The sequence below is a fragment of the Arcobacter suis CECT 7833 genome, assembly GCF_003544815.1.
In the GTDB taxonomy this organism is placed as follows: domain Bacteria; phylum Campylobacterota; class Campylobacteria; order Campylobacterales; family Arcobacteraceae; genus Aliarcobacter; species Aliarcobacter suis.
Genome location: NZ_CP032100.1, coordinates 1,016,144 through 1,036,259 on the forward strand (window position 1 = coordinate 1,016,144; position 20,116 = coordinate 1,036,259).

The window sequence follows — 20,116 nt, forward strand, 5'->3', positions numbered from 1 at the left end:
AATTTTAAAAATATTTCATTAATTAAATAATAAATATTTAATAGGAATTAAACTTGAGTAAATTAATATATACTTTTTTGAAAAATAGCTTTTTATATGAAGATAAATTTTTAATTAATAATTATTCCAAATTTTCAGATAAAGAAATTGAAAAAGAATTTGAAAGATATAGAAATTATATTTTAAAAAATATACATAATCTTTATGAAGAAATTACTATTTATTCAAATCAAATAAAAATATTTAATACAAATACTCTTATGAATTTTTCAAAAATAAAACAAATGTCAATTTATTTAGATCAGGTAATAATTACTGATCCATTATTTGAAATATCAACACCAACTAATACAACTCAGAATATTTTTAATGAATATCTAGGAGTTAAAAAAGATAATTTAATTAACAGAAAAAACTTAGTTGAAATTATACAAAAATTTAAAAATGCTGAAATTCTAGTGGAATCAACTTATTTGAAATTTTTTCCAACAAGTTATTTTTTTGAACCCAAAAGTGAAATCCCTTTTACTTATTCAGAAAATCAATATGGAAATATATTACCCCGTAATATAATGAATTTATATTATGAAAATAAACTAGTAAGAAGTTTTAAGAAAAATGGACAATATTTAACTATAAATAAAAATTTTGAGATTGACAGAACGATTGAAGTTTTATTTAAAAATGATGATACAGAGTTTATGAATATGTACAATTTATTTGAACGAGAAATAATAAGTATCAATGAAAAAGAAAGAAAGATTGAATTTGCAATGACTCTACCAAATACACCACCTTCAAAAGAAAGTTTTGATAGTTGGGTTACTCAATCAATTAATCTAAGTAGCATAGCTCATTTTAGAAAAATTTCTATGGATATTAGTTTATCAACAAAATTAAAAGCTCAATATATTACAACATCTAGTTTTGTAAGTGAGTTATTAAAAAGTCAATTTAATATACATCCTAATATTAAAAGTAATGTAACGGATTTAATGCTAAATTTTGATTTAAATTTTTTTGAGGATATTGACATAAGAGATTTGATGTCTATTCGAAAAGATGATGGGGAAGAATTTGAATTATTTAGACGGGAATTAGAAAAACAATTGAGAGATTTGAAGCTTGAAAGAGATGTTTCAAAAATAAAATCAAAAATTGAAGATGTAAAACATGAACTCGAAGAAGTTCAAATTGCTGCAATTAATTCTAAAATAAAGAGTATAAAAAATAAATCTTCAATAGATATAGGAATAGGACTTGCTGGATTAGGTGCATCAGTTTTTACGAGTGGTATTTCAACTTTTGTAACTTTAGTTTCAATCTTTAATGGCTATAAAACTTATACTGAGTATCAAAACGAAATAAAAGAAAATCCCTCGTATTTTTTATGGAAAGTTAAAGGTATAAATAAATAAATAAAATTATTTACATATATAGATGAGAATTAAAAAAGACACTAAAAAGTGTCTTTTTTTTATTTAAAAATATCAGCCATTTGGTTTTTATACCAAGCAACTGCATATTGAGCTTCTTGAGCTCTGAAACTAGCTTCCGCATTTGCAGGACTTAATCCACCAGCATCTTTAAGTGCAACAATTTCATTATCATGGGCTTCATAAACAGCAGCTATTGAAATTGCATAAGTTGGAGAAACCAAACTATAACAAGTATTTGCTAGTTTTGGAGGATTTATATTTGGCATATCTTTTAAACTTCTTGAAATTTGTAAAGCTACAATTTTTCCTTGAGAGTTTGCAGAAAAGCCTGATTTTGGCATTGGAGCTGCAACTGCTGCATCACCAATTACATAAATATCTTTTACAAGTTTTGACTCAAATGTTTTAGCGTTAATAGGACACCAGTCACCTTGTGTTAATCCTGAATCAAAAGCTAATTGTCCAGCTTTTTGGTCTGGAATATAGTTTAAAACATCTGCAATTACTTCTTCATCTTCTGTTGTTACAATTTTATCTTTTGGATTAACAGATACTACTTTTCCACCAAATTCAACATTTCTCCACTCTATCATATCACCATAAAGTTTTTCCCAACCTTCTTGAAATAACGCTTGTTTAGAAAATTTATTTTTTTGATCCAAAATGATAATTTTAGAATTAGGTTTATTTGTTTTCAAATAATGTGCAACTAAAGAAACCCTTTCATAAGGTCCAGGAGGACATCTAAATGGATCTTTTGGTGCAACCATTACAAAAGTTCCACCATCTTTCATATTTTCAAGTTGTTCTCTTAAAAGTGAAGTTTGTGCTCCTGCTTTATAGGCATGAGGTGCATAAAGTTCAGAACCTTCAACATAACCATTTTCATATTTAAAATCAATTCCTGGGGCAACTATGGCTTTTGTATAAGGTATTATTTTCCCATTTTCTAAAATAACACTATTTATAGTTGCATCAACTTTTTTTACTTTTTCATGTATTACAATAATTTTGTATTTTTTCTCTAAAGTTTTATAATCGTGTTTTATATATTCTATTTTATTCATACCTGCAATTACCGTATTTCCAAATGGACAAGTATAATAATCCTTATTTTGTTCTATTAAAATGATTTCTGTCTCAGGGGTAAATTTTTTTAGATATTTAGCAGCTGTTGCTCCACCAAATCCTCCACCTACAATTACAACTCTTTTTTTATTTTTTGGTATTGCCATATTTGCAAGACCTGTAGAAGCAGCAAGTGAAAGAGCCGTTGCTCCTAAAAGTATTTTGTTAAAATTTCTTCTATTCATAATAGATTCCTTATTTTTCAACATTTGAAAAATAATAAGCAATTTGTTCTAACTCTTCATCTGTAAAACCTTTTACATGTTTTTGCATCATTGTTCCAGTTTTTTTGCCATTTTTATAATCCAATAATATTTGATATAAACCAGCTTTGTCCATACCTGCAATATATGGAGTAAATGATTCAGATTTTCCTTCTGTTCCATGACAAGAGGTACATGATAATGATAACATTTCAGCTTCTATTGGATCATATTCTACTGCGTAAGAAAAGCCATATAGACATAATAAAACAAGTGCTATTTTTTTCATTTTTTTTCCTTGAATCATATTAAAATAGAGTATTTTATATGAGTTAAATGTTGAGTTTTTAAAACAAAGTTTAAGTGGAATATCATATTAATTTAAGCTTAATTTAATATTAATATAATATTAATATTATATTAATATAATATTAATATTTTTTTTAGGAAAATTAAAAAATATTACAATATGATATATTTTTGAAAGATATTTACAAAATGATGTAAAATGATTTTATGTTTTTACACCTAGACCTAGATTGCTTTTTTGTTTCTGCTCACAGAACTATCGATGATAGTTTATTTCACATTCCAGTTGCGGTTGGAGGGCGAAGTAATCTTAATATTTTTTCTTCTAAAAAAGAGATTAGACAAATCTCCTCAAATAGTGGAGCATTTGTAAGTAATATTCTTACAAATGAAGGAATGAAGAGTTTTAAGGAGTATTTTGTAGATGAAAATGGAAAAATAAGAGGAATAATCACAACATCATCTTATGAAGCCAGAGCTTTTGGAGTAAAAACTGCTATGAGTGTAAATGAAGCTTTGACTTTATGTCCACATTTAAAAATGCTTCCACCAAATTATCCTTTGTATCATGATTTATCAACAAAATTAAAAGAACTTTTGATAAAAGAGATTCCTTTAGTTGAACAATATTCAATAGATGAATTTTTTGGTGATGTATCAGGATATATTGAAGAAGATGAAATTGTAGCTTTTGCATATTATTTGAAAAAAAAGATATTTGATGAACTAAAATTACCTATTTCAATAGGAATATCAAATACAAAATATCTTTCAAAACTAATAACAGAATATGCAAAACCAGATGGTGTAAAATATGTAAGTGCTGATAATATAGGAAATTTTATAAAAGATATTCCAATTAAAGAGTTCCCTGGAATTGGAAAAGCCTTTCAAGAAAAACTAAAAGGTTATGGCATAAAAACCCTAGGAGATATCAAAAAAAATCAAAAGCTTTTTTATTCATGGCAAAAATCAGGAATTGATTTATACAATCGTGTTTGTGGAATACGAGATAATAAACTAACTTTTGATAGAGAAAAAAAATCAATAGGAATAGGGCGAAGTTTTGATGTTATTTTTGATAGAGAGGAACTCAAAAGAAGAGTAATGATACTTTGTAGATATTTATGTTTTTTAGTAAAAAAAGCAAATGTAAATCCTCTAACTTACGCCATACAAATAAGATATGAATATAGAAACAAATCAAAAGATTATATAAATGTAAATAGAATTTTTAATGAAATGGATTTTAAAACTGAAATGGTAAAACTTTTTGAGCAAACTGATAACCATAAAACACATGGAGTAATACATCTAAATATTACAGTTTTAAATTTTGCAAAAGTAAATGATTATACTTATAATCTTTTTGAATATGAAGCTGATATAAAAAAAAGAGCTTTGACAAATCAGATGCAAAAATTAAGAAATAAATATGGAATTGATATTGTTAAAAATGCTTTTGAACTTAAAGGGTAAAATATTTTGAAGGATAAAACCTTCCAAAATATTTTATTGTAGATTAACCGATTTTTGTAATATAACTTAAAGATACATAAATACCAGCACCCATTAAAGCTGTAACTGGTAAAGTAAAAAGCCATGCAAGTAAAATTGTATTAATTGTTTTTTTCTGAACTCCACCATCTGGTTCTGCAACCATAGTTCCAGCAACAGAACTTGAAACAATATGAGTTGTACTAACAGGTGCATGGGCAAAGTTTGCTAATAAAATAGTTACCATTGCCATTGCTTGAGAAACAGCACCTTGCATATGATTGATTGGTTTAGAACCGATTTTTTCACCAATAGTATGAACAACTCTTTTATAACCTATCATTGTTCCAATACCTATCATTAAAGCAACAGCTATAATAACCCAATAAGGTACATATTCAGTAGAAGTAATCATTTGTTTTCTTTGATCTGCAATATAGTCAGATTTGTCTTTATCTATTGATTTGTAAGCTCTTTCAACTTGTCCAAAGAAGTTATCTGAACATAAAACAGCTGTATGAATTTTCCATCTATCATCTTCTGTAAGTTCAGAATATGATTTTAAACCATCAAGTTTTGTAGAAATTTCAAGTGTTGTATTATATACTTGATTAACATTACACTCTGTAATTGAATTTTGGATTTTTAATGCACTGATAAGTTGTTTTTCATTTAAAAGTTTTGTAAGAGTATCGTTATTATCTGCATAGAATTTTGCTAAATTTGCTGCACTATCTCTTGTTTGCATAATTTTATATTGATGAGCTTCCATATTTAAAGCATAATAAGTTGGTAGAATTCCAATAAGAATAATCATAATAAGACCTATTCCTTTTTGCCCATCATTAGAACCATGTGCAAAACTAACTCCAGCCCCTGTTGCTATGATTCCTGTTCTCATCCAAAAATTAGGTTTCTTTTTTTTATCTCCAGTTGGTGTTTTGAAGAATTTTGGGTTTTTTACAACTTTTCGTGAGAGTTTCATAATCAAAAATGCTAATCCAAATCCCAAAATAGGAGAAACAGCTAATGCAGTTAAAATTCCATAAACAACTTTCCAGTTTAGACTTTGAGAAAAAGTAAATCCATGCATCATTCCAAAAGCTACACTAACTCCTACTAATGAACCTATTAGTGAATGTGAACTAGAAACTGGTAAACCAAAATACCATGTCCCAAAATTCCAAACAAGAGCAGAAATTAATAGTGAAAAAATCATTACTAATGTAGCATTTTGGTCAGAAGATACCATAATATCAAGTGGTAATAAATGTACAATTACATAAGCAACCCCAATTCCACCCAAAATAACACCAAAAAAGTTCATAATTCCAGCCATAATAACAGAGTATCCTGGTTTCATAGAATTAGTATATATAATCATAGCAACAGCATTTGCTGTATCATGAAAACCGTTAATCATTTCATAAAATAATGCGATACCCAATGACAAAAGCAATAAGCCAATTGTAAAGTTATCGATATTATTTAAAGCATCCCACAAAACAGACATTCATACATCCTCAAATAACAAAAATGTGTTTAGCTTTAATTAAAAAGCCAAAAAGTTTGGCATTATACCCTAGTTTAACTTTTGAATCTTTCAGTTCTTGATTTTTGTTTCAACTATAACTAAATCTAAAGCCTATTAACTCTAAAATTGAAGAAAAATAAAAGGATATTTTATGGCATATATTTTACAAGTTGATTTTCCCCATGATAAAATCTTTGGTGAAGAGTTTTCAAAAGCTTTTGTGGATTTAGCAACTGATATATCAAGTGAAGATGGATTATTATGGAAAATCTGGACTGAAAATGAAACTACAAAAGAAGCAGGGGGAATTTATCTTTTTTCAAATGAAGCTGATGCAAAAAGATATTTGACTAAACATACAGCTAGACTTGAAAGTTTTGGATATAAAGATATAAGAGCAAAAATTTTTAGTGTAAATGAACCGTTAAGTTTAATAACAAATGCAGGTTTCTTAAAATAAAAAAGGGCATTTAAGCCCTTTTTTAATCAACCAATAGATTTCTATAAAACTCTCTATATTTAGTATCTTTTTCATCTCTAGCTTTCATTGCAGCTCTTGGATGTTCATTTAATTGACCAGTTAACATATATGGAATACTATATCCCCAGTCAAGTTCTTTTTCAAGTGGAACAATAAATTCTTCAATAAATTTTAATACAGGCATTAGTTTATATTTTGGATTCTTTAAAAATCCAATCAATAATTCAAGTGGACAGTTTCCAGCACCACGTCCAAGACCTGAAATCGTAACATCTAAAAAGCTTGTTCCATAAATCATTGCTTCTAGCGTATTTGCATAAGCTAATTGAAGATTATTATGTGCATGAATTCCTATTTTTTTACCAGCTTTTTGAGCCACTTTTAAATATTTGTCTGTTAATTTTTTGATTTGTTCAGGATAAAAAGAACCAAAACTATCAGCAATATAAATTACATCAACAGGAGTTTTTGCTAATTGTGCTAAAACTTCATCTAACTCATCATCAAATGATTTTGAAATAGCCATAATATTTACAGTTGTTTCATAACCTTTTGCATGAGCATCTTCGATTAATTCGATTGCAGCTGGAATTTGATGAATATATGTTGCGATTCTTATCATATCAACAACACTTTCAGATTTTGGTCTAAGTTCTTCTTTTAAGCTTCTTCCAATATCAGCCATAACAGCAATTTTCATATTTGTATCATTGTTTCCAACAATTCTTCTAATATCTTCTTCTTTACAGAAATTCCAAGGACCATATTCATCAACACTCATAATTGTAGGAGATACATTTTTCCCGATTTCCATATAATCAACACCAGCAGCTACGCAAGTTTCATAATGTGCTTTTACAAATTCATCGCTAAAATGGTAGTTGTTTACTAATCCACCATCTCTTATTGTACAATCGAAAACTTTTATATCTTCTCTAACTGTTAGTATTGAACCCTTTTTTTCAATCATTATTGTTCCTTGTTCTTTCTTCTAAATAATTACTAATATCATACCTAAAAGGCTCTCAAATTCATCTTTAATAAGATTTCATACTTAAAACTTCTTCTATTTTATTGTAAGAATAAAATTCAAAATTTTTATTTTTTGCTTTTATTGTATAAACTGCCATTCTATCTGCTAGTTCATTTCCTTCAACTCCTGCATGACCTTTTACATGATTTATTTCAATTTTATCTTTTAATTGTAAAAATAAATTATGAGACTCTTTTATTAGTTCAAGATTTTTTATTTCTCCGCCTTTTTTACTCCAACCATTTTTTTTCCATGAATATGCCCAAGTTGTAATACAATCAATTGCATATTTTGAATCTGAAAAAATAGAGATAATATTATCACTGCTTGTTTGTTTTGCAATTACTAAAGCTTGATGAAGTGCATTTAATTCAGCGATATTATTTGTTCCTTCTTCTTCGTAAGCACCATAAAGTAAAACAGGATTTTTTTTATTTGAATAAATTGCTAATCCACTTCCAGCGTTTCCAGGATTTCCTGAACATGCTCCATCACAATAGATTCGTATATGTTCTTCATCTTCGTTTATTTCAACTTTTTTTTCAGTTTGGACTTTTGGTATTTCATAAACTGATTTTGGTTTTATGTTGTTAAATTCTAAAACCATATGATAGTTTTTTATAATTTGTTCCTGTGCTTTTAGTGATAAATCACCTTTTAAAAGCATAAGTAAGTTCATATCATTTTTTGAAACTTCTTTATCTAAAGCTTGATTTTTCCAGTTTTCTTCACTTGAATAATCTAAACCTAAAATTTTAAATTGTTCTTTGTTTAAAGTCTCTTTATGGGAAATTAATTGGATAAAATTATTGTCTATTTTCATATTTGATTTTCTTTATATTTTTTAGTTTGAAAAGAATTGTACTAAAATATACTAAAGCCCTTGCTTTTATTTTTTTATTCTGTTAGACTGTAGGCACTAAAGATGAATCGAGTTTCATCTGTTATTTGCCTTTTATTGATTCCCACACTGTTAATATTACTCATCTAGACAACAAGCTCATTTTATCTTTTTAATAACTTCATTGAAATGAAGAAAAAAAAGGAAAATCATATGTCAATTACACATATAAAAACAAACAAAAAAATCGAAGTTTTATTAAGACTTTTAGAAAATAATGAAAGTTTAGAGGACGCTAGTTCTAAAGCTGGATTGAATATCGAAAAAACAAAGTTAATAATTAACAAAAAAAATTAAGCTAAAAAAATTATTTATTTTATAAAAATCTAATTTTTCTTGATTATAATCATTACTAATCAAATATTATTTGGTTATGATTATAAAAAATAAAGATGGAGATGTTTTATGCTTTCAAAATTATCAATTAAACAAAAATTGATTTTGATAATGTTGATACCCCTTTTTGTTGTTATTTTATTAGCAGCAAAACTGGCGGTAGATTCATTTAGTACTTCAAGAAATTTACAATCATTAGATAAGGTTGTTGTTCTTTCTGTAAAAATTGGAGATTTAGTTCACGAAACACAAAAAGAAAGAGGTATGACCGCTGGATTTTTAGGGAGTAATGGAGAAAAATTCAAAATAGAACTTCCTGCTCAAAGATTAATAGTTGATGAAAAATTTAAAGAATTAAATAGCTTTTTAACTACATTTAATAAAGATATTTATAGTTTAGAGTTTTCGGAAAACTTAAATAACGGTCTTAAAAAACTTCAAGATTTAAGCACTACAAGAAATGGTGTTAATAGTTTATCTATAAATGCTAGTGTTGCAATTGCCTATTATACAGATGCCAATTCATTATTATTAAATGTAATTGGAACAATCACAAAATTATCAAATAGTTCAAAAGTATCTCAAGAATTAGTATCTTATATGAACTTTTTATTGTCAAAAGAGAGAGCTGGAATCGAAAGAGCAGTTGGAACTAATACTTTTGCTAAAAATAGTTTTGGTGAAGGAATGAAAGCTAAATTTTATACTTTAGTTGCTGAACAAAATGCATATATGGATTCATTTTTAAAAGTAAGTGATTTAGAAATAGTTGATTTTTATAAAAAAACTTTTCAAGGTGAATCAATAAATGAAGTTGAAAAAATGAGAAAAGTTGCTTTATATAGTAATCTTGATTCGAATTTTAGTATTGATGCTAATCATTGGTTCAAACAAATTACTGATAAAATTAATATTCTAAAGAAAATTGAAGAACATATTTCACAAAATTTGATAAATACTATTGATAAAGAGATGACAAATGCTAGTCAAAATATGATTATATTTGGATTTTTAAGTGCATTTGGTGTTGCTTTAACTATGATTTTAGCAAGAACTATTGCATTTACAATTTTAATTGATGTTGATTCTGTAAAAAGAGGTGTTGAAAACTTTTTTGCATTTATTAATTTTGAAAAAGATGATATTGAACTTATCAAAGTTAACTCAAATGATGAATTAGGAATGATGTCAAGAATTATCAATAAAAATATTGAAGATACAAAAGCAAATATCCAAAAAGATAGAGCTTTAATAGCTGATACAATTAGAGTTACGAACCAAATAAATAAAGGTTATTTAGATTCAAAAATTGAGTTAGGTTCAAACAATCCTTCTTTAAATGAACTAAAAAATATTATAAATGAAATGTTAGGAACTTTAAACAATAATATTTCAAACATCTTAAAAGTTTTAACTTCATATTCAAAATTAGATTTTAGACCTAAATTAGCAGAAAACAATTTAGAAGGTATTATAAAAGAACTTGAAAAAGATGTAAATATTTTAGGTGAAGTTATAACACAAACTTTAATGGAAAACAAAAAAATTGGAGTGTTATTAAGTAAAAATGCAAATATTTTAACTCAAAATATGCAAGGAATTGCAAAAGCTGCAAATTCTCAAGCTGCTTCACTTGAAGAAACAGCGGCATCTTTAGAAGAAATTACATCAAATATTACAAATAATACTCAAACAACTGCAAAAATGGCAGGTTTTGGAAATAAAGTAAAAGAATCAATCTCTTTAGGTCAAGATTTAGCAAATAAAACTGTTCTTTCAATGGAAGATATAAATTCTCAAACAACAGCTATTAGTGAAGCAATTACAATAATTGATCAAATCGCTTTTCAAACAAATATTCTTTCACTTAATGCAGCCGTTGAAGCAGCAACAGCAGGAGAAGCTGGAAAAGGTTTTGCAGTAGTTGCAGGAGAAGTAAGAACACTTGCAAGTAGAAGTGCAGAAGCGGCTAAACAAATAAAAGATTTAGTTGAAAATGCCCAAAAGAAAACTAAAGAAGGAAAAGATATAGCTTCTAATATGATAAAAGGTTACGCAGAGTTAAATGAAAATATTACTGTAACTTTAGATTTAATTCAAAATGTTACAACAGCAAGTAGAGAACAATCAACAGGTATGATTCAAATAAACGATGCTGTTAATAATTTGGATAAAATCACTCAAATAAATGCACAAAATGCCTCTGAAGCAAATGAAATTGCAGAACAAACACTTGAAATATCAAATACAATTATTGATCAAGCAGATGCAAAAGAGTTTAATGGAAAAGATTCAATTAGAGTTTAAAAATATAAAAAGAAAAAAGAAAAAAGAGCAAATAGTCTTTTTTCTTTTACTCTTCTTTATATCTTCTTCCATTAAAAGTTAAAACAGTATCTAGTCTTATTTGCTCTTTTGAGTTAAAAATCACATATTCAATTCCGTTAATTACACTCATAGTTTCAATTAAACCTTTTAGAGTTTTTTTTTCGTCATCTTCTAAATAAACAATAGTTGAGGGGATTTTTCTTTGCATTGCCACATTTAATTGGTCAAAAAATTCGCATGAGATTGGTGTATACATTTAAAGCCTTTTGTATTTTAAAAAGCCAATTATACTAAACTTTGTATATTTCTTATTAAAATATACAAAGTTGTAGATTTTTTAAATAGAGTTTTCTAATAAATTTTGATCTTTCATAGCTTTTGCTAGAACTTCATAACCTTCTAACTCTTTATTTGTAACTTTTACCCATTTATTAAGACCTTCCATAATCATCATTTTCTTGATAATAGGATTATTTGGGTCTTGTGATAACATCATGTTTGTAAAATTTTCACACATTTTTTCATCTGCATTTGGCATAACAGTAAAGTTACAATGGCAATATCCAGCACTTGCATAAAAAGCTGTAATTTCACCTTCTGGAAATAATCCTTCTTCAATTATTCTAATCCACGTAGTACTTCCAATTGCTCCTGCGTCAATTTCATCTTTTAAGATAGCATCTAAAATATCAAATTCACTTTTTCCAGTATCTCCATGTTTACCCAAATCAGAATTAAATCTTACAAGTTTTAAATCTTTTAACGGATTTAATCCTTCTTGTTTTAAAAATTCATAAGGTAAAATTGCGGCTTGGGCAGAATCTTTACTTCCTAAACCAAATCTTTTACCTTTTAAATCACTAATTGAATTTATATTTTTATTTGTTTTTGCTATAAATATTGATTTAAAATCAATATCTGTATCTCTCATTAACAAAGCTTTCGCTTTATTTTGTGTTAAATGAAGCATTCTAACCCAAGCAACATTTGTATTCCAAGCAACATCAATCATACCTTTATTTAAAGCTTCTACTTGAGCTTCATAGTTTGAAAAAAGAACATAGTCCAATCTTAGATTGTTGTCGTTGTAATAATCTCTTATAATATCCCAAATAGGTACAACTTTCGCATCATATGCAACTGCACCTAACATAATAGTTTTTTTCATTTTTTTTCCTTGTTTTTATGGAATTTGTTGACCAGTTAAAGCTTTTCCTAACCAAATTGATAAAACATCAATACCTGGAGCCATAACTTGTGAAGCAAAAGAATCTCTTAATAATCTTTCAATTGGTAATCGTTTTGCATAAGCAGTTCCTCCACCAATTTTCATTGCTAAAGTACAAACTTCAATAGCTGCTATTGAGGCATTTATTCTTGCAGAAATAATTTGTGCTAAAGCATCTTCTTGCATATTTAACCCCGCATTTGCACCTGCTAGAGTAAAATGTTTTGCACTTTGAGCTTTGATATAAATTGTTGCTAAATCATTTTGTACCGTTGGAATTTCACTTAAACTTCCACTATTAGTATATTTTCTTCCCATAGAGTGATTTTTTATAATTTCACAAGCATTAAGAGCAACTCCACTGTAAACAGCTGCAAGTCCAATTACAAAAAATGGAGCAACAACTGTAAATACTTGTTCTGCTCCACTTCCTTCAACTCCCACTCTATCACTTTCATTTACAACTACATTATTTAAATTCATAGGCATAGAAGCATTTCCTCTCATCCCTAATCCATCCCATGCTTGATTGTGAAATTCTAATCCTTGAGAATTTTTTGAAATTAACCAGTTGTTTAATCCATCTTTGTTGATTGTTTGAGATAAAACTAAATAATAATCCACAAAACCAGCAGAAGTTACAAAACTTTTTTTACCGTTTAATACAAACTTTTCATCTTTTTGTGAAAAAGTAATTTCAGGTTGATAAAAGTGAGTTCCTGTTCCTGTTTCACTATAAGCTAAAGCAAGAGTTATTTCTCCCTTTGCAATTTTTGGTAATAATTTGTCTTTTAACTCTTTTGAACCATGGCTTACTATACACATAGTTGCTACATTATGCATCATATAACATAATGCTGTTGTAGCACAACTTTGAGCAAGGGCTAATATAGTTTGTGTATGTTCAAGTATAGTTAAACCTTTTCCTCCATATTCAATTGGAACTACTAATCCCATATAACCATTTTCTTTTAATGCATTAAAACTTTTTTCAGGAAATTGTGCATTTAAATCAGCATCCAAACTATTACATTCAATTTTTTCTTTAGCAAAAGAAAATGTATTTTCATATATATTTTTCATTAAGTCCTCACATAAAATTTGGTGTATGTACTTTAGAAATATCAATTGCTAAATCTTCATCTATTCCAATTTCTATTAATCTTTTTACTCTATTTTTATCCATTCTACTTTTTAAGTCAACAACAGCATCGTAACCTTTTTTATAACTTGAAATAGAACAATCTCCTCCAGCTAATGTTGCAAGTGCTTCTAAAAGAAGAGTAGATTCACCATTTAGTTCATCCATAAATTCTTTTCTTTTAAAAGCAGTATCTTTTAGCATATTTATTTTTTTTGGATTTTGTTCTAAAACAGATTTTAAATGAGCCATTCCATAAGCCACATGCCTTGTTTCATCTTGTCTAACATATTTTAAAATCTTTTTTGTAGCATTATCAGGCATATAATTTTCAAGAAATTTAAGTAAATCAATAAATGTTCCTTCTCCCATAACATGAAGTAAAAAAGAAGATTTTACGTAGTCTTGTTCCATAAAAAGTGAATACAATGATCTTTGAGTTACATTTGAAGAGTATTGTATTCCTCCTGAATTTGCATTAACTCTTTTTGTAAAAACTTCTATATGTCTTGCTTCATCGTTCATTAAAGAACCTAAAAATAGGGGAATTTCCATATAATATGGATTCATTTGTGAAATAAATTTTCCAGGAATATATAATGCTGAGAATTCATTTTCAATTAAATAAGTCATTATTTGACAAATAGCTTGTTCAAATTTTGGTTCAAAAGTAGGAATTTCATTCCATAAAATATCAGAAGTTGCATTCCATTGGGAATTTTTTGCATCTTCGTATAATTTAGCAACAGGTTGAGCCCATAATTGCTCTTTATGATTTAGTGAGAAATTATATTGAATAGTCCCATTCTCAATGACTGTATCTCTTCCCATTAAACCATGATTTATAGGAGCTTTTGTTTCTATTGAGTTTTCTTCAAAATTCCAGTTAGAAACTTTTGGATTATTTGTATTTATTCCATCCATAGTAAATCCAAAATTTGCTTCTTTATTGTAAGCAGATTTTTTACAATTTAATATTTTGTATGAAAATTGATTTTTTAAAACAAGTTTTTCTAAAAGTTTATATCCTTTTAGATTACACCAGCTTTGTAGTTCAAATTCAATCTTCTCATTTGTTGAAATAAGTTCAAGAATTTCATTCTCTTTTACAAATAATAAGGCATTTTCAAGTTTCAGAAATAGAGCTTTGCCTATTGGTAAATTACCAATAAATAAAGAGTTAGAGTGAAGATTTGTATTTTGCATATACTATAATATTCCAAAGTATTTGAAATAACATCTTTTAAGCATTTTATACTTAAGATGAGTACCTATTCCATAGGTCTAAGAGTAAGATTCTAACTAAAACAAAATAAGTTTTGATTTAAAAGGTAAAATATATTTTACTTTTTATCAAGGGATATAAGTTTTTTTACTTTTTATAAAAGTAGTTGTATAAAAAATTTCTCTTAAAAAGAGAATTAACGAGCTAATCAAACAAAGCATTGCAGCAATAAATAAAATAACAATCAATAACGAGTCTTTAAATTGAAATATTGCACTTAAAAACATAGTTACTATCACCATTGCAATTAATAAACCAGTGCATGTACCAAATAGTATAGCAAGGTTTGTATTTTTCATTCTTTTTGTAAGAAATTTTCTTCGTTCTTTGACTTTTAAAAGAGTTTCTTCATCTTTTAAAAGTTTTTGATTTTCATCTTCATATTTATCTAATTTATCAACTTTGTCAATAATCCGTGAAAGTCTTCCTGTAAAAACATTTAATAATCCAGCAACACCTGCAAGTAAAAATACAGGTGCAACTGAGAGTTGAATTAGTTGAGAAACACTATTTACACTACTTGCTTCTATCATTGTTAACATTTTATTTTATTTCATCAATGATTTCTAATAATAGTTCTTGTGCTTCTTGCGCAATTTCTATTAAATCAGGGTTTATATCATCTACTAATTGAACTAAAGAATTCATAGCTATTATTGTTTCACCATCTTGGGTATAAACAGAGATTTTACAAGGCATGATAATTGAAAGTGACATATCTTCACTTAAAAGTTTTTGTGCAATTATTGGATTACAAATATCAACAATTTGACACTCATTTCCTAATTCAATCCCTTTTGATTTTAAAGTTTCAGTTATATTATGAATATGTTGAATTCCAAATTTATACTTTGAAGATATTTCCTTTAAACAATCTATAACTTCTTGAACACTTTTGTTTGTAACTTCCATATATTGCATATTATTTTCCTTTATATTTTGTAAAAATTGTTTGATTATAACTAATTAATTTTTATAAAAAGCCAATTTTTTAACTTCAAGTTTATCAAACATTGATAACATATTGTAATAATCTTTATGTAAAGTTCTATTTATTAAAAAGCCATTACCTTCAAGAACATCAACTGCTTTTTGGATTTTTTCTTTTCCATAAACATTATTTAAAGCTGTTTCATACTCTTCCCATACAAGTTCATCATTTTGCATTCTGATTAATTGAGCTACTAAATGACCAAATTTATTATTTCCAAACTCTAAAATCTCTAAAGCATCATTATACTCTTCTAAAAGAAGTAACATTTGAGCTTTAAAATCTCCCATTGTGAAGTTTTCTTCAAAAATAACACCAATATAAAGTTGCATATTTAAAGAATCATCTAAACTATCAAGAGTGTCTAAAATTTCGTTTGTATCGTATTTTTCAAAGTTTAAAACCATATCTCGGATAAGTTTTCCATTGTTTTTGTTGTTGTAAACCATATCATCAAGTGGATAAACTTCTGAGAAATTTGGAACAATCATTTGACAAGAATAAAAGTCTAAATATGTATATTCTCTTACATACATTTCTCTATTTTGAGAGTTTAAAATATCAAGTAAAAATGCGTATTCATCATCACTTCCATTCCCTTCATATTTCCAAGGAGCATATTCAAAACTTTTTTTAGCACTTAAAAATGGGAAACCTAATTTTCCATTTGAATCAATAAAGTGAGCTTCTAAGTTAAAACTATCAGCTACTAAACTCATATCAAAAGTAGGAATTTCAAAGGCATCAAGATTTGTTAAATCTCTTCCTTGCATAAGTTCAGTCATAGTTCGCTCAAGACTTACTTCTAAAATAGGGTGCGCTCCAAAAGATACAAATAAAGTATTGTTTTTAGTGTTTATAAGTGAAATTGCAGTTACAGGGAAAACTCCACCTAAAGATGCATCTAAAATCTCGATTATGTAACCTAAATCCCTTAAAGTTTGAGCATCTTTGTAAACTTTTGGAAATGATTTTACAACTTCTTCTGGAAACTGTGGAAGTGCATAACCTTCTTTGATAATTGCAATTTTTGCGTATCTTTCAAAGATTTCACTTAATGCTTGAACTTTTGCTTCATTTGCTGTGTTTCCAGTTGCAAGTCCGTTACTTACAAAAAGATTACTTAAAATATTTATTGGGATATATGTTTTTTCTTTTGTTGATTCTTTGATGAATGGTAAAGCTACGATTTTGTCCATGTAATCGCTATTGAAATCTACTAAATCTTTATCTTCAAGTTCACCATCTGCACTATAAATCTTTTTTAATTCAGGATTTAAATAATCTCCTCCAAAATCAAAAGCAACTTCATCTGGATAATATTTTCTATTTGGTAAATGGAAATCTATAAAAAAGTTGTTAGTTTGTAATCTTTCGATGTATTCTCCATAAGCACTTGCTATTGAAGCGTCTGAGATTGTTCCTTTTCCATTTGAATAGATATGATTTGGTGCTTCATTTGAAGCTAAGTTTACTGAGAAGCAGTTTTCTAAAGGGTGTTTTTCTTGTGAAAATGAGGCTTCACAACCAACATCTTTTAATACAGCTTTCATTTTATTAATTGATTGTTCTACGGGGCTATTTTTTGATAATAAATTCATTTTATTTTTGTTCTCGATTCGTATTGATTTTTCTATAAAAGGCTTTCATTATAGCTGAAAAAATTATATTCCAAGAATTGGGCGGAAATATTAGCTACAATACGAAATCAATAGAAAAATATATAAAGGTTTATAAATGGCAAAAGGTAAAAAAACAATAATCAAAGAGATTAAAAAATTAGATGATGAAATATTATTAATAAATGGAAAAGAGTATGTAATTGTTGAAGATACAGAAAATATTGAAACAGCAACAACAATGAAAATTTCATCAAATGGAAATAGAATTTTAAGATTTGAAGATGAAAAGAAAAAAGCAACAATCGATGTAAAAAGAGATATTGAAATAGTTAAATATTCATTCAAAGACGCAAGTGTTGCTAAAAAATTTGCAAAAGGTTACGACAAAACAGTAATCACACCAGATGATAAAAGAGAAGAGATAGGAAATGCAAGTTCATTTAAAAAAGCTAGAAAAATCATAAATACATATATCTCAAAAGATGGTGTGAATTTTGACCCTAAAAATGGTAAAACTACATTTTATGTGACGGAAGAAGCGTAAAATAAAAACATTACAAAATGAAATAAAATAAGTTTTAGAGAATATCATCTCTTATTATAAATCTGTAAATGATTTTCTATAAGAGAATAAAATTCAAGGCTTAATTAGAAAAATTTTATTTTTTTGATAAAATATATAACACATTATAATTTTAAAAAGGAAATTAAGATGGAACTTCAAACAGTTGGTGAGCCATGGATGCTAGGAGTTTTTTTTATAGTAGTAATCGTAATGATATTTGTAGATATGTTTATGCTAGGTCGCAAAGGAGATACTAAAGTATCTACAAAAGAGGCGCTTATATGGTCTGTTGTTTGGATTACTATAGCGATGTTATTTAATTTGTGGCTCTATTTTTATTTAAGTGGCAAATATAATGAAGATATAGCAACCCAAAAAAGTCTTGAATTTTTGACAGGTTATATTTTAGAAAAGTCACTAGCTGTTGATAATCTTTTTGTATTTGTTATGTTATTTGCATACTTTAAAGTGCCCGAAATCTATCAAAAAAGAGTACTAGTATATGGTATTTTTGGTGCTTTGATTTTGAGATCTATTATGATTGTTGTTGGTGCAACTTTAGTTAGCCAATTTCATTGGATTTTGTATATATTTGGTGCTTTCTTACTATTTTCTGGGATTAAGATGTTCACAGCTGGTGAGGATAGTGGTGATATAGAAAATAATTTTATTATAAAGTTTTTGAGAAAAAATTTTAAAATAACAGATAATTACCATGGTGAGAAATTCTTTGTAAAAATAGATGGTAAAACATGGATTACACCTCTTTTTGTTGTTTTGATATTCATAGAGGTTACAGATCTTATTTTTGCAGTAGATAGTATTCCAGCTATTTTCGCAGTGACTACAGATCCTTTTATAGTTTATACATCAAATATTTTTGCTATTTTGGGTCTAAGGGCATTATATTTTATTTTAGCTGATATGTCTGATAGGTTTGAACTACTTAAATATGGTTTGGCTGTTATACTTATATTTATAGGGATAAAACTTCTTATTCTGGAGTTTTACAAGATACCAATACTATTGTCACTTGGATTTGTAATAGGTGTTTTAGCAATATCTATTATAGCTAGCATCAAAAAAACAAGTAAAAAAATATAAATTTTATCTATCATGGAATGCAAAATTTTTATTTTGCATTCTATATGATTAAAATATTTTTACTATTTCTATTGCCTCTATACAGATAACAACTATCCATACAAAAATAGTAACCCCAGTAGCTGATGCTGCTATATCTTTTATAATTTTAATCTTTTCATTATGACGAGTTTCCATAAAATCACAAATTGCTTCTATGGCACTATTAAACATCTCTGCTGCAAGCATTACACCAGTAGCTAAAATAATCAATGATGCATCAAGCCATTCTTTAAACATAACTACTGGTATAAATATCAAAATTGAGATGATAATTTTATACATAACACTAAAATCATATATAACGGCATATCTTAATCCTGAAAGTATAATTTTAAATTTTCGTAAAGGGTGGTATCCATTCTCCCCTGTATCTAGAAATTTATTTTTCATATAATTACTTCTGATTTGATTTTATAGTTAATAAAGCAGTAAAACAGCATATAATTGCAACAAAAAATCCAGCTATTACATCGCTAGGAAAATGAACTTGTAAATAAATACGGGAAGAAGCTACAGTTGTAGCGATAAGTAATAATATGCTGCTTAATAAAATACTCTTTAATGAACCTTCTCTAAAAAAAAGTACCATAATAAAAATGTAAATGCAGTTATTTGTGCTGTATGAGCACTTGGAAATGAAAAATCTAATGGCATATCGATTAATGCATCAAAAAAATTTGGTCTTTGTCGTTCAACAATATTTTTTATAGTATGAGTTATCACTATCGTACCCAAAAATCCAACTACAAAAACTATTTTAAAGTTTTTAAATCGGTATGGAAGAAAAATAAGTATAGCAATACCTAATGGTAACAATATCCAAAGAGAGCCAAGCCAAGTAATAGTTAAGAAAAAATGGTTTAGTATCGTACTTTTTGATTGATAAAATAATTTAAGTACCATATAATCAAAATTTGTCATATAGCCATTGTATGTATAATAGATTAAA

General features: G+C 27.2%; 22 protein-coding genes. 7 read left to right on the forward strand and 15 right to left on the reverse strand.

Annotation, left to right across the window (positions count from 1 at the left end; genetic code table 11):
• Nucleotides 1-53: 53 nt before the first annotated feature.
• Nucleotides 54-1,418, forward strand: coding sequence for a hypothetical protein (locus ASUIS_RS05255; RefSeq protein WP_118886022.1), 1,365 nt, complete (start codon nt 54-56; stop codon nt 1,416-1,418).
• A 59-nt stretch (nt 1,419-1,477) separates the two neighbouring features.
• On the opposite strand, the gene ASUIS_RS05260 is transcribed toward ASUIS_RS05255, so the two are convergent.
• Together ASUIS_RS05260 and ASUIS_RS05265 are read right to left on the reverse strand one after the other, a co-directional pair.
• The gene (locus ASUIS_RS05260) at nt 1,478-2,752 is read right to left on the reverse strand and encodes an NAD(P)/FAD-dependent oxidoreductase (protein WP_118886023.1); all 1,275 of its coding nucleotides are present in this window, start codon (nt 2,750-2,752) and stop codon (nt 1,478-1,480) included.
• Between the two features lie 10 nt (nt 2,753-2,762).
• Nucleotides 2,763-3,059 carry a c-type cytochrome gene (locus ASUIS_RS05265; protein ID WP_192894461.1) on the reverse strand — a complete coding sequence of 99 codons (297 nt, stop codon included), beginning with the start codon at nt 3,057-3,059 and terminating at the stop codon, nt 2,763-2,765.
• Between the two features lie 227 nt (nt 3,060-3,286).
• On the opposite strand from ASUIS_RS05265, the gene ASUIS_RS05270 reads away from it, so the two are divergent.
• Nucleotides 3,287-4,558 (forward strand): Y-family DNA polymerase, encoded by a 1,272-nt coding sequence (locus ASUIS_RS05270; protein ID WP_118886025.1) that lies wholly within the window; start codon nt 3,287-3,289, stop codon nt 4,556-4,558.
• 43 nt (nt 4,559-4,601) lie between these two features.
• On the opposite strand, the gene ASUIS_RS05275 is transcribed toward ASUIS_RS05270, so the two are convergent.
• Nucleotides 4,602-6,089 (reverse strand): inorganic phosphate transporter, encoded by a 1,488-nt coding sequence (locus ASUIS_RS05275; RefSeq protein ID WP_118886026.1) that lies wholly within the window; start codon nt 6,087-6,089, stop codon nt 4,602-4,604.
• 172 nt (nt 6,090-6,261) lie between these two features.
• On the opposite strand from ASUIS_RS05275, the gene ASUIS_RS05280 reads away from it, so the two are divergent.
• The gene (locus ASUIS_RS05280) at nt 6,262-6,570 is read left to right on the forward strand and encodes a monooxygenase (protein WP_118886027.1); all 309 of its coding nucleotides are present in this window, start codon (nt 6,262-6,264) and stop codon (nt 6,568-6,570) included.
• A 22-nt stretch (nt 6,571-6,592) separates the two neighbouring features.
• Here ASUIS_RS05280 and ASUIS_RS05285 read toward each other — a convergent pair whose 3' ends face one another.
• Both ASUIS_RS05285 and ASUIS_RS05290 read right to left on the reverse strand, forming a co-directional pair.
• Nucleotides 6,593-7,561: an aldolase catalytic domain-containing protein gene (locus ASUIS_RS05285; RefSeq protein WP_118886028.1), complete on the reverse strand. Its 969-nt coding sequence runs from the start codon at nt 7,559-7,561 to the stop codon at nt 6,593-6,595.
• A 67-nt stretch (nt 7,562-7,628) separates the two neighbouring features.
• The gene (locus ASUIS_RS05290) at nt 7,629-8,447 is read right to left on the reverse strand and encodes a ribonuclease HI (protein ID WP_118886029.1); all 819 of its coding nucleotides are present in this window, start codon (nt 8,445-8,447) and stop codon (nt 7,629-7,631) included.
• Nucleotides 8,448-8,678: 231 nt separating this feature from the next.
• Between ASUIS_RS05290 and ASUIS_RS13680 the strand changes: the two genes are divergently transcribed.
• Entirely contained in the window at nt 8,679-8,822 is a 144-nt protein-coding gene (locus ASUIS_RS13680) for a hypothetical protein (protein WP_192894460.1), read from the forward strand.
• 108 nt (nt 8,823-8,930) lie between these two features.
• Nucleotides 8,931-11,168, forward strand: coding sequence for a methyl-accepting chemotaxis protein (locus ASUIS_RS05295; RefSeq protein ID WP_118886030.1), 2,238 nt, complete (start codon nt 8,931-8,933; stop codon nt 11,166-11,168).
• Between the two features lie 46 nt (nt 11,169-11,214).
• On the opposite strand, the gene ASUIS_RS05300 is transcribed toward ASUIS_RS05295, so the two are convergent.
• The 7 genes from ASUIS_RS05300 to ASUIS_RS05330 form a co-directional block, all read right to left on the reverse strand.
• Complete coding sequence (locus ASUIS_RS05300) at nt 11,215-11,445, reverse strand: transcriptional antiterminator Rof (RefSeq protein WP_118886031.1); 231 nt, start codon at nt 11,443-11,445, stop codon at nt 11,215-11,217.
• 81 nt (nt 11,446-11,526) lie between these two features.
• On the reverse strand, nt 11,527-12,357 hold the full coding sequence (locus ASUIS_RS05305) for a phosphate/phosphite/phosphonate ABC transporter substrate-binding protein (RefSeq protein WP_118886032.1): 831 nt from the start codon (nt 12,355-12,357) through the stop codon (nt 11,527-11,529).
• A gap of 15 nt (nt 12,358-12,372) precedes the next feature.
• Nucleotides 12,373-13,500: an acyl-CoA dehydrogenase family protein gene (locus ASUIS_RS05310; RefSeq protein WP_118886033.1), complete on the reverse strand. Its 1,128-nt coding sequence runs from the start codon at nt 13,498-13,500 to the stop codon at nt 12,373-12,375.
• Between the two features lie 7 nt (nt 13,501-13,507).
• The gene (locus ASUIS_RS05315) at nt 13,508-14,764 is read right to left on the reverse strand and encodes a DUF455 domain-containing protein (RefSeq protein WP_118886034.1); all 1,257 of its coding nucleotides are present in this window, start codon (nt 14,762-14,764) and stop codon (nt 13,508-13,510) included.
• Between the two features lie 147 nt (nt 14,765-14,911).
• The gene (locus ASUIS_RS05320; protein ID WP_118886035.1) at nt 14,912-15,385 is read right to left on the reverse strand and encodes a DUF2721 domain-containing protein; all 474 of its coding nucleotides are present in this window, start codon (nt 15,383-15,385) and stop codon (nt 14,912-14,914) included.
• Nucleotide 15,386: 1 nt separating this feature from the next.
• Nucleotides 15,387-15,764: a DUF302 domain-containing protein gene (locus tag ASUIS_RS05325; RefSeq protein WP_118886036.1), complete on the reverse strand. Its 378-nt coding sequence runs from the start codon at nt 15,762-15,764 to the stop codon at nt 15,387-15,389.
• Between the two features lie 45 nt (nt 15,765-15,809).
• Nucleotides 15,810-17,435 (reverse strand): YcaO-like family protein, encoded by a 1,626-nt coding sequence (locus ASUIS_RS05330; protein ID WP_118886037.1) that lies wholly within the window; start codon nt 17,433-17,435, stop codon nt 15,810-15,812.
• A 136-nt stretch (nt 17,436-17,571) separates the two neighbouring features.
• Between ASUIS_RS05330 and ASUIS_RS05335 the strand changes: the two genes are divergently transcribed.
• Nucleotides 17,572-18,000, forward strand: a complete 429-nt coding sequence (locus tag ASUIS_RS05335) for a hypothetical protein (protein WP_118886038.1) — start codon at nt 17,572-17,574, stop codon at nt 17,998-18,000.
• Between the two features lie 168 nt (nt 18,001-18,168).
• Entirely contained in the window at nt 18,169-19,125 is a 957-nt protein-coding gene (locus ASUIS_RS05340; RefSeq protein ID WP_118886039.1) for a TerC family protein, read from the forward strand.
• Between the two features lie 48 nt (nt 19,126-19,173).
• On the opposite strand, the gene ASUIS_RS05345 is transcribed toward ASUIS_RS05340, so the two are convergent.
• Genes ASUIS_RS05345 through ASUIS_RS13800 form a run of 3 tightly spaced genes read right to left on the reverse strand, consistent with a single transcriptional unit; the run spans nt 19,174 to nt 20,088 of the window.
• Complete coding sequence (locus ASUIS_RS05345; RefSeq protein ID WP_118886040.1) at nt 19,174-19,557, reverse strand: diacylglycerol kinase; 384 nt, start codon at nt 19,555-19,557, stop codon at nt 19,174-19,176.
• A gap of 4 nt (nt 19,558-19,561) precedes the next feature.
• Nucleotides 19,562-19,756: a phosphatase PAP2 family protein gene (locus ASUIS_RS13990; protein WP_118886041.1), complete on the reverse strand. Its 195-nt coding sequence runs from the start codon at nt 19,754-19,756 to the stop codon at nt 19,562-19,564.
• Complete coding sequence (locus ASUIS_RS13800) at nt 19,726-20,088, reverse strand: phosphatase PAP2 family protein (RefSeq protein WP_192894459.1); 363 nt, start codon at nt 20,086-20,088, stop codon at nt 19,726-19,728. Before ASUIS_RS13800 ends, ASUIS_RS13990 begins: the two co-directional genes overlap by 31 nt.
• Between the last annotated feature and the right edge of the window lie 28 nt (nt 20,089-20,116).